The sequence below is a fragment of the Serratia sp. C2(1) genome (genome assembly GCF_036352655.1).
GTDB classification, from domain to species: Bacteria; Pseudomonadota; Gammaproteobacteria; order Enterobacterales; family Enterobacteriaceae; genus Serratia; species Serratia inhibens.
Genome location: NZ_JAZFBA010000001.1, coordinates 3012022 through 3020669, shown reverse-complemented (window position 1 = coordinate 3020669; position 8648 = coordinate 3012022). Strand labels below are relative to the sequence as shown.

The 8648-nt window shown below is 51.5% G+C and carries 11 protein-coding genes; 7 read left to right on the top strand and 4 right to left on the bottom strand.

The annotated features are described in order from the left end of the window. Positions 1-3: 3 nt before the first annotated feature. From gspL to V2S86_RS14215, 3 genes are read left to right on the top strand one after another with little or no spacing between them, the layout of a single operon-like run. Positions 4-1134 carry a type II secretion system protein GspL gene (gspL, locus tag V2S86_RS14225; protein ID WP_330762924.1) on the top strand — a complete coding sequence of 377 codons (1131 nt, stop codon included), beginning with the start codon at positions 4-6 and terminating at the stop codon, positions 1132-1134. Beyond that, complete coding sequence (gspM, locus tag V2S86_RS14220) at positions 1131-1589, top strand: type II secretion system protein GspM (protein WP_330762923.1); 459 nt, start codon at positions 1131-1133, stop codon at positions 1587-1589. The genes gspL and gspM overlap by 4 nt, the downstream gene beginning before the upstream one ends. Positions 1590-1624: 35 nt before the next feature. Continuing rightward, positions 1625-2455: a prepilin peptidase gene (locus V2S86_RS14215; protein ID WP_330762922.1), complete on the top strand. Its 831-nt coding sequence runs from the start codon at positions 1625-1627 to the stop codon at positions 2453-2455. Here V2S86_RS14215 and gspS read toward each other — a convergent pair. Continuing rightward, entirely contained in the window at positions 2452-2826 is a 375-nt protein-coding gene (gene gspS / locus V2S86_RS14210) for a type II secretion system pilot lipoprotein GspS (RefSeq protein ID WP_330762921.1), read from the bottom strand. The two genes, V2S86_RS14215 and gspS, sit on opposite strands and share 4 nt — an antisense overlap. 279 nt (positions 2827-3105) lie before the next feature. On the opposite strand from gspS, the gene gbpA reads away from it, so the two are divergent. Together gbpA and V2S86_RS14200 are read left to right on the top strand one after the other, a co-directional pair. After that, positions 3106-4527, top strand: a complete 1422-nt coding sequence (gene gbpA / locus V2S86_RS14205) for an N-acetylglucosamine-binding protein GbpA (protein ID WP_330762920.1) — start codon at positions 3106-3108, stop codon at positions 4525-4527. Between the two features lie 60 nt (positions 4528-4587). Beyond that, positions 4588-5124, top strand: coding sequence for a cytochrome b (locus V2S86_RS14200; RefSeq protein WP_330762919.1), 537 nt, complete (start codon positions 4588-4590; stop codon positions 5122-5124). Between the two features lie 363 nt (positions 5125-5487). Here V2S86_RS14200 and V2S86_RS14195 read toward each other — a convergent pair whose 3' ends face one another. The 3 genes from V2S86_RS14195 to V2S86_RS14185 all read right to left on the bottom strand — a co-directional run bounded on the left by V2S86_RS14195 (position 5488) and on the right by V2S86_RS14185 (position 6596). Continuing rightward, positions 5488-5691: an HHA domain-containing protein gene (locus tag V2S86_RS14195; protein ID WP_006322256.1), complete on the bottom strand. Its 204-nt coding sequence runs from the start codon at positions 5689-5691 to the stop codon at positions 5488-5490. Positions 5692-5741: 50 nt separating this feature from the next. Beyond that, a complete protein-coding gene (gene tomB, locus V2S86_RS14190) occupies positions 5742-6110 on the bottom strand; it encodes an Hha toxicity modulator TomB (protein WP_004949348.1) in 369 nt (122 codons plus the stop codon). A gap of 159 nt (positions 6111-6269) precedes the next feature. Then, a complete protein-coding gene (locus V2S86_RS14185; RefSeq protein WP_330762918.1) occupies positions 6270-6596 on the bottom strand; it encodes a hypothetical protein in 327 nt (108 codons plus the stop codon). Between the two features lie 476 nt (positions 6597-7072). Between V2S86_RS14185 and V2S86_RS14180 the strand changes: the two genes are divergently transcribed. Together V2S86_RS14180 and V2S86_RS14175 are read left to right on the top strand one after the other, a co-directional pair. Then, positions 7073-7786, top strand: coding sequence for a metal ABC transporter ATP-binding protein (locus V2S86_RS14180; protein ID WP_330763205.1), 714 nt, complete (start codon positions 7073-7075; stop codon positions 7784-7786). Next, positions 7783-8640, top strand: a complete 858-nt coding sequence (locus tag V2S86_RS14175; RefSeq protein ID WP_330762917.1) for a metal ABC transporter permease — start codon at positions 7783-7785, stop codon at positions 8638-8640. Before V2S86_RS14180 ends, V2S86_RS14175 begins: the two co-directional genes overlap by 4 nt. The last annotated feature ends 8 nt before the right edge of the window (positions 8641-8648 follow it).

The following is an 8648-nucleotide window of genomic DNA, read 5'->3' as shown; positions in this document are numbered from 1 at the left end:
AGTATGGCGGACAATATACTGCTAATCGTCTTGGGGCACGGCACCGTCGCCGACGTACGCTGGGGCAAGTTTGGGGCGGCGCAAAGCACCTTTGCCGCCAGCCTCGATCTGGATAATGCGGGTACCGAGCTGGCGGTTATGGCTCGGAACAGCAGCGTGGTGGTGTTGGTTCCTGCGCGCCATGTGGTGCTGCGCAATACGCAGTTTCAGGGAAAATCCAGGCTGGCGACGCCGATGGCGTTGGCGTTCCAGCATGAAAGCGAACTGCTGACCGACGTGGAACAGATGCACTGGGTGATAGTGGGCAGGGAGCAGATGAATTTCGGCATTGCCGGGGTAACGCTGACACAAATGCAAACCTGGTGCGAACGGCTGCGCGCCTGCGGCCTTCAGGCCGATAAAATGCTACCGGATGTGCTGGCATTGCCCTTACCCGGGGAGTGTAGTGCGGCATATTGGCCCGATCGATGGTTGATAAGAACGGGCAAGTGGCAAGGCATGCAATTGCCTTGCGCATGGGTGGACAGCGAGCTTCCGGTCACGCCGGATCTTTGCCTTCATGCCGGCGACACCGTGCCGCCGGCATGGGAGAGCGAATCCTCCGCAGGGGATCCGTTATGGCAATTGGCGAATGAGGCCGGGCGCAGCAAGATCAACCTGCTGCAGGGGAAATTTAAACCCGCCCTCAGATGGCCGTGGTTTATTCCAGGGAAGACCGCTTGTGCGTTGATATTGATCAGTTGTTCGTTGCTGGTTTGCGGTTTGTACCATCAACTGAAGGCCGGGCAAGCCGAAAGGCAGATGGCCGCTTTATATCAGCATCTGTCGCCGGGGCAGTCGCTGACGGCCTCACCCGTTGAGGAGGCCAGAAAAAAAGCCAGACAGATGCAAAACATATTGAAGGAACCTCAGCTGTTTAAGCTATTGCCTTATGCCACTGAGGCGCTCTCTCTGTGGGAGCAGCCACAACTGCAGTCGTTAATTTTCGATGGCGCTAAAAATGAGCTGGTTATCACCCTGCTAAAAGAGGATACGCCGCTGCCGTTGCCAAGCGAAGACAATGGCATCGTCATCACCATGACGGAAGGGCCTTCGGATAATTTGGTGATTCTGACGGTCGGAGGGGAGCAATGAACGTACGGAGAATTGGCTTTGGCGCCGATAAAAGCCTGCAGGCTGCGGTGGCGTTGAGCCTGCTGCTGCTGGCCGCGTTCAGTTATTGTTTGTATCAGTTTTATCAGATGAAAAAAAATGCGCAGCAATTGGTGGCGCTGAATGGGCAGATGAACCGCGTCTCCTTGCTGCAATCTCGTTTACCGCCTGACGCCGTACCCCGTGTTTTGCTACAGGAACATCTGCGGCAGAGCGTGCAAAAAAATAAAATTCCCGTTACGGCCTGGGATGAAAGCGAAGAAGGCGTGCAGATGACATTAGCCTCGATCCCGTTCGCGCATTTAATGCTCTGGTTGGCCGAATTACAGCGCGAACAAGGGATTCGGGTGGTGCAACTTGCCGTCGAGCGTAGCGAACAGGATCAGGGCGTAGTGAAGGTCAGCCAACTGTTGGTGGCAGCGCAGCAAGCCATTTGATAAGGGTTCTCCGTTTTATTCATTCAGAGGGAAATATGTTATTCGCCATTGAAGATAGAGTCAGTGACTGCTGGCTATTATTCAGCGCAGTGCTGAGCCTTTGTTTGGGCAGTTTTATTAATGTGGTGATTTACCGGTTGCCTAAGATGCTTGAGCGCGAAGCGTTCGGGAGGAATAATGGCAGTGACCCTGATGTTTTTAATTTTTTTCTGCCAGGTTCAACGTGCCCGCACTGTTTAGAGAAAATAAAGCCCTATGATAATATTCCGCTGCTAAGTTGGTTGATATTGCGCGGGCGTTGCCGCCACTGTCGGGTGGCTATTTCCTCGCGTTATCCGTTGGTGGAATGGGTTACCATGCTGGCTGGCATATCGATAGCCTATTTTATCGGTGTCGGTGTCGACTGGTTTTTTATGTTGGCGTTATTTTCGTTATTGTTAGCGCTGTCGGTTATCGATATGGAACGGCAGTTGTTGCCCGATTGTCTGACCCTGTCATTGCTGTGGCTCGGGTTGTTGTGGCATAGCATTGCGCAGCCGCACTTTTTACCCGCCGCGGTAATGGGAGCTGTCGCGGGTTACCTCATCCTTTGGCTGCTTTACTGGGGGTTTCGGCTATCGACCGGACGCGAAGGTTTGGGATATGGCGATTTTAAATTACTGGCGGCGTTGGGGGCCTGGGGGGGATATGAAGCTCTGCCGCAGATCTTGTTGTTTGGGTCTTCCTGTAGCCTGCTCTGGCTATTGCTGCTGCGCGTGATGCGTTCCCGCAGCTGGTCGCAGCCCTTGCCGTTCGGGCCAGGGCTGGCGATAGCCGGATGGTCGTGGGTAGTTTACCACTGGATTTTCCAACCCTTTGTTGGCTAGCGTGTATGCTCAAGAAAACGCGCCAGCGACTGGTTAAAGCTGCTGCATTTCTGCGCCAGGGGAGTAGCGTCGGCATTCAGCCGATCAAATACTCCTTTGGCCGCGTCGAGTAATTGGGTTTGATTTACGTCTTGGCTTGGCCAACCTTTTTTATTTGCTTCGTTCAATGCCGCTGCGGCCAACTTATTATTGGCCGGAATGTCGGCACGGTTGCATTTTTCCCGAAGAAACTGGCTGGCCCCGACCAGCGAGGACAGCTGTTCCAACTGATGTTCGGCCGTGGGCGGCGTGGTTTTATGTCCTGCAGAATGTTGACAGCCGGACAGCAGCCCGATGGATATCGTTAACGCGGCAATATTTTTAGTAAACATACTATTCTCATATTAGGTATTGGGAGTGCTTGGTTATTTTATCTTCGGTTAATTATGGTTTCAATGCTCCAGATTTTTTTTAAGTATTTTTCATATGTACTAAGGGGGTACTGCCATTAATGTGCATTAAGTTAAGGCAACCTAAGTATCTCAGGCTTATTTATTCGTTTTATTCTTTTGGGGCGGGAAGTTACCGCGTTTATTAGAACAGTAAATAATTCGACTGGAAGTTATTTGACGTTTATCAGTTGAAAGCCGAACAGTTTAACTGGAGTAGTAATGAAATTATCAAAAATTGCCTTGATGATGGCAACCCTTGCCGCCTCTTCCACTGCATGGTCGCACGGTTATATTGAAGTCCCCGAGAGCCGTGCATTTAAATGCAAACTGGGTTCAAACACCGATTGCGGTCGTGCCCAGTGGGAACCGCAAAGCGTTGAGCAAATCTCCGGCTTCCCGGTTAATGACCAGCCTCTGGATGGCCAATTGGCCAGCGGCGGCGTCGGGGGCTTTGAGCCACTTGACCGTCAGGGCATCAACATTTGGGCGCTGAATACCATGAAGCCGGGTCCACAGACCTTCACTTGGTACCATACCGCCAAGCATAAAACCAACAACTGGCGTTATTACATCACCAAGCAGAACTGGGATGTGAATAAGCCGCTGTCGCGTGAATCTTTCGAAAGCGAGCCTTTCTGTGAGGTTGATGGCCACGGTGATGCGCCAAAGGAGCGTGAAGTTCACCAGTGTGTGGTTCCGGAAAGAACCGGTTACCAGGTGATTTATGGCGTGTGGGAAATTAACGACACGGTAAACAGTTTCTATCAGGCCGTCGACGTTAACTTTGAAGATGGCGGCATTGTTTCCGAATGGAACCAGCAACTGCAAGGACAGATCAACGGTAAAAATCTGGTGATCGGCGATAAAGCGATCGCCCGTTTCTTCAGTGATGCCGGCGAAGTGATCGCCATGCAGGTCGAACTCGATATCAACAGCGAAGCGCTGACCGATAAAAACCGCTGGAGCCAGGCGCTCGCGGAAAAAATTAACGCCACCCATGCTGACGTGCGCGCCGGGGTTAAAGATAAGGATGGCAACGTCAATCCAATTGCCGGTAACAACTACGTCTTCGCCAAGAAAGGCAGCACGCTGAAGAGCGTGGTGATTTCCTATGAAGAAGAAACACCTGCCGTTACCGAGGAAATCCGCGTTGGTGGGCTGTCGAGCACCAAGATCAAAGACGGTAAATCCCAATTGACCTTTAACGCTGAAGTGAAAGGCAAACTGACCGTTGAAGCTCGCGTGTTCGATCACCACCAGATCGAGAAGGGTTACCTGAAGACCACGTTGGAAGATGCCAGCCAGCCATTGAGCATGGATCTGAACAACGTCAGCGAAGGTCACCATATGTTGAAGGTGATTGCGACTAACGATACGGGGCATAGCATTCAGCCTGACGTTGAAAATTTCAATCTTGAAGCTGAGTCTACCGGCGGCACCGGCGAATATAACTTCGTCTTCCCGAACGACCTGAGCAAATACACTGCCGGCACCACCGTGTTGCAACCGAAAGATGGCAAGGTTTACGAATGTAAGCCATTCCCGTACAGCGGCTACTGCATGCAGTGGAACAGCGCAGCAAACCATTATGAGCCGGGTGTGGGGGCCAACTGGCAGGACGCGTGGGTTGTGAAAAAGTAAGCAATCTGATAACGAACAGAATATTCAGCGGCCAGCAATGGCCGCTTTTAAGAGGGTTTTATGCAACATCAAACCGAGACGATTGGCATCCGCACTCGTTACGATCTCTTCAGCCGCCTATTGCATTGGATCATTGCCGCCGCGATGTTTTACGTCATGATTGTCGGATACTCACTGCATTTTATGCCGAATGAGCGGATATTTACCTTTTTCTCAGAGACTAATATGTCGTTGGCCCTGGTGCTGACGCCGCTGATGGTGGCACGCTTTCTCTGGCGTTTTTTCAGGCCGTCGGTTCCCTATGGCGAAATGCTGAAAGGGCATGGGAAGGGGTTGGTGCATTTGCTGCATGAGATTTTCTATCTGCTTATTTTCGTGGTGCTGATCAGCGGCTTTTTAATGTTGGAAAAGGGGTTCCAGGTCTTTGGCGTTATAGATTTTCCCCGACCAGTGGCTAACCTGGAAGTGAACAGATTCTTTTTTGTCATACATCGCTGCTCGTGTGTGGCGCTGACGGGAATGATAGTGCTCCACGTGGTTGCGGTGATAAAGCATCACTATTTTGAAAAGAATGCGATTCTGCGCCGCATGTTGTAGCCTGCATGCTGTTTGGCGCACCGGTTCTTCCGCTGGTGCGCCGCCGTTATCAGGCGGATTGTCTGGAGGTATAACATGAGGGAATTGATGGTGGTTATTTTACCGCAGCTTTTACTACCTACAGCGTATTTGCATGATAATGAACTACCGTTCTTCGACTGCCGTAGCCAAGGTTTTTCCGCACCCCGGTGCTAATGGGCAGCGCGTGGTAGAGCCGTCCACCGTTAATTGAGGATTGCTTCCAACTATTATTCCAGAATTTCGACAGCGAATAAAAATCACTGTAAGTCAATACGATAAATTCTCGATTAGGGTAGACATTGAGGCCGACTGGAGATCGGCTCAACGCATTTACCACCCGGATTACCTGACGAACTTCCAAACGGCAACAGGGATTTTATCGTACAGCTTATTCATGGTGAGCTCGGCAAGACGGTGGTCTGCTGCGGAGTAAAACAGCTCTAGCTCGTCGTCCGAAAGCTCATACTTATTCTTTTCAATAACGCGTTCCAGGGTGTCAATCGTGGTGCATTTACGTAAACGCATCAGATAGTCAATTTTAGTCATGATAACCTTTAGTTTTATAAACCATAGAGTAGTTTGGGGATAATTATCCCCTAAGTTTTCATTGTCGTACAGATGCCCTCTCCTGAGAACATTCTGAATAATCGCGCTTTGGTTTTTTGCCAGCGGCGCAAATCGGAATCGTTAATACCGTAACTGCTAAACAGTGTGTAGGTATCGTCGAGATACTCTTCGACTAACTCCGATAAATCACTTTCGTCCATGTATTTAATTTTATAACTCATCACAAACGAAGCAATATGTTCAATCAACTCGTTAAGCTGGAGGTTGACGGAAGACGTTGGATCGTTCACCCAGCCGTGGTGGCTGTCGCCCAGCGTTGCGATACCTTCATCATACAAATTTTCGCACAAGAATTTGAGCTGAGCAATATCGTGCCTTTTAGGCGAATACTCATCCATATCATCCCCTCCGTAAGTCTTAATTTCGGTGTTGATAACACTCTGTGAGTAAGCTGATTTACATCATGGACGGAGGTAGCTTAATGGTGAAAAAATAAACTTTCCGTATAATGAATATAAATCATTTTTTCGCATTTGGCCTGCTGTTATTACGTAAACTTACAATTCATCTGCGGTAGAGGGGCGGGAGTAATCAATGACGTCAAAGGTTAATCCCGTGTCAACAACGCTAAAGGCCACGCTGTCGCTGATGTATTCCTCGGCGCTGATATCCAGACAGGCGTTGAAAATTGTCCATTTATAGCGATAACTCATTGAATATTGGCTGCCGCTCCCATTTTGAATATCAAGTATTTCTAATGAACCCTCGGCGTAACGCGCACTTTCCGAATAAAAACTCAGGCCGCTGGTCAATGCCGGCACCAACTCTGACATTTTATCGTTAATCACTTTCTTTAGTTTTTTAACGGAAAGTGCTTCCGTCATTGTGTCGCAACGAAGAGTTACATGCATTTAATGCCTGACCGTGCAGCTATCCAATCTATTTATCTTACTCCTTTTTCGCCACCTCGTCGGTAAACTTTTCGTTTACCGTAGAATTTTTTACGGTTTTCCAACGTTGTTTACTGCTTAATAACCCTGATGTTATTCGGTATATCCAAAGGGAGTACCCTTGTTATTCGTTAAGCTGCTAACTATCGGTGCAAGCATAACTTTCGTTGTTAAGTTCCGTTACATAAATCACCGGGTGAGCGCTTGAGTCGCGGATATGTTTGTGATGTTATATTATAACAATAACATTTTTTCCATCAGGCTATGAAACTGACATCCGTACCCCATCAAAATGACGCTGTATCGTCATTGCATTCCCTGTTCACCGCATCGGCGGGATTACGCTGTGTTATCGCTGCAGCGCTGTTGGCTCTGCTATGGATGAGCATCTACTGGGCGGTATTGCTGCCATGATTACGCTGCAACAAGCTGTGATGGGCTATGGCGGCACACCGCTGTTTCCCCCGCTTAGCGGACATTTCGCTGCCGGTTCTCTGACGGCGGTGGTGGGAGTTAACGGCGCGGGGAAATCTACGTTACTGAAAACGTTGGCCGGGCTTTTACCCTTGCAGAGCGGGAGCCTGCTTTTCAGCGGCAGCAAGCTACCGCGCATGGCGTATCTGCCGCAGCAGGCTGAGCTGGATCGTCAATTTCCGATCGTAGTGAGCGATCTGGTGGCAATGGGGAGCTGGCTGCAGTGCGGTATGTTCGGTGGGCTGGGCAAGCGCGCCGGGTTGAGGATTGTCGAGGCGCTGGATGCCGTCGGCATGGCGCCGATGGCGAGAAGCCCGGTAGGCGAGCTTTCAGGTGGCCAACTGCAACGCGTGTTGTTCGCTCGCCTGCTGGTCCAGCAGGCGCCGCTGATTTTACTGGATGAACCTTTTACCGGCATCGACAGCGCTACCATCCAGCTATTGCTGCAGGTGATCGCACAGCTGCACCGACAGAGGCGAACGGTGATTGCCGTGCTGCATGATATGTCTATGGTGGCGAACCACTTCCCCCAAGCGTTGTTGCTGACGCCGCAGTGTTGCCACTGGGGTAGCGCCGATCGGGTGCTGGAGCACATTCCCGCGTTGAATCTCGCCAGTCCGCCGCTGTGCCGCATGGCGGTAGCGCCATGATGCTGCTTGATCTTCTCATCGATCCCTTTGCCTCGTTCGGCTTTATGCGTCGTGCGCTGGTGGCCTGTTTTGCGCTGTCGCTCAGCGCCGCGCCGCTGGGGGTGTTTTTGCTACTGCGGCGCATGAGCCTGGTTGGTGATGCGTTGTCCCATGCGGTGCTGCCCGGGGCGGCGATAGGCTACCTGATTTCAGGCATGTCGCTGGTGGCGATGGGTGTCGGCGGATTTATCGCCGGGCTGGCGGTGGCAATGCTCTCGGGGCTGGTCAGCCGCCGGACGCCGCTGAAAGAAGACGCCAGTTTCGCCGGTTTTTATCTGGGTTCACTGGCGCTGGGCGTGACGCTGGTTTCGCTGCGCGGCTCCAGTGTCGATCTGCTGCACGTGCTGTTCGGCTCGATTTTGGCGGTAGATATGAATGCCATTCTGATGGTGGGTACGATAGCCAGTTTTTCGCTGTTGGCACTGGCGGTGCTGTATCGCGCCCTGGTGATTGAATCTTTCGACGCCACCTTTTTGCGAGTCAGCGCGCCGCGCTGGCTGGCGCTGATACATGGGCTGTTTCTGGCGCTGGTGGTGATAAACCTGGTGGCGGGGTTCCAGATCCTCGGAACGCTGATGTCGGTGGGGTTGATGATGCTGCCTGCCGCCAGCGCGCGTTTTTGGGCGCGTAATCTGCCGCATACGTTGGCGGTGGCGATGGGGATTGGCATGCTCTCGAGCCTGATTGGCCTCGAATGGTCTTATTACGCGTCCTTGCCCGCCGGCCCGGCGATTGTGCTCAGCGCCAGCGCGATCTTTTTTGGATCTATTCTGTTTGGGACGCGTGGGGGGATTTATTCTCTCGCGCGCCGTTGAGAAGTGCC

What these genes read in the sequence shown, in the direction of transcription:
- gspM (WP_330762923.1), top strand. Translation starts at nt 1,131, where the DNA reads ATGAACGTACGGAGAATTGGCTTTGGCGCCGATAAAAGCCTGCAGGCT.
- V2S86_RS14175 (WP_330762917.1), top strand. Translation starts at nt 7,783, where the DNA reads ATGATGCTGCTTGATCTTCTCATCGATCCCTTTGCCTCGTTCGGCTTT.
- V2S86_RS14180 (WP_330763205.1), top strand. Translation starts at nt 7,073, where the DNA reads ATGATTACGCTGCAACAAGCTGTGATGGGCTATGGCGGCACACCGCTG.
- V2S86_RS14215 (WP_330762922.1), top strand. Translation starts at nt 1,625, where the DNA reads ATGTTATTCGCCATTGAAGATAGAGTCAGTGACTGCTGGCTATTATTC.
- V2S86_RS14185 (WP_330762918.1), bottom strand. Translation starts at nt 6,596, where the DNA reads ATGACGGAAGCACTTTCCGTTAAAAAACTAAAGAAAGTGATTAACGAT.
- gbpA (WP_330762920.1), top strand. Translation starts at nt 3,106, where the DNA reads ATGAAATTATCAAAAATTGCCTTGATGATGGCAACCCTTGCCGCCTCT.
- gspS (WP_330762921.1), bottom strand. Translation starts at nt 2,826, where the DNA reads ATGTTTACTAAAAATATTGCCGCGTTAACGATATCCATCGGGCTGCTG.
- V2S86_RS14200 (WP_330762919.1), top strand. Translation starts at nt 4,588, where the DNA reads ATGCAACATCAAACCGAGACGATTGGCATCCGCACTCGTTACGATCTC.
- tomB (WP_004949348.1), bottom strand. Translation starts at nt 6,110, where the DNA reads ATGGATGAGTATTCGCCTAAAAGGCACGATATTGCTCAGCTCAAATTC.
- gspL (WP_330762924.1), top strand. Translation starts at nt 4, where the DNA reads ATGGCGGACAATATACTGCTAATCGTCTTGGGGCACGGCACCGTCGCC.
- V2S86_RS14195 (WP_006322256.1), bottom strand. Translation starts at nt 5,691, where the DNA reads ATGACTAAAATTGACTATCTGATGCGTTTACGTAAATGCACCACGATT.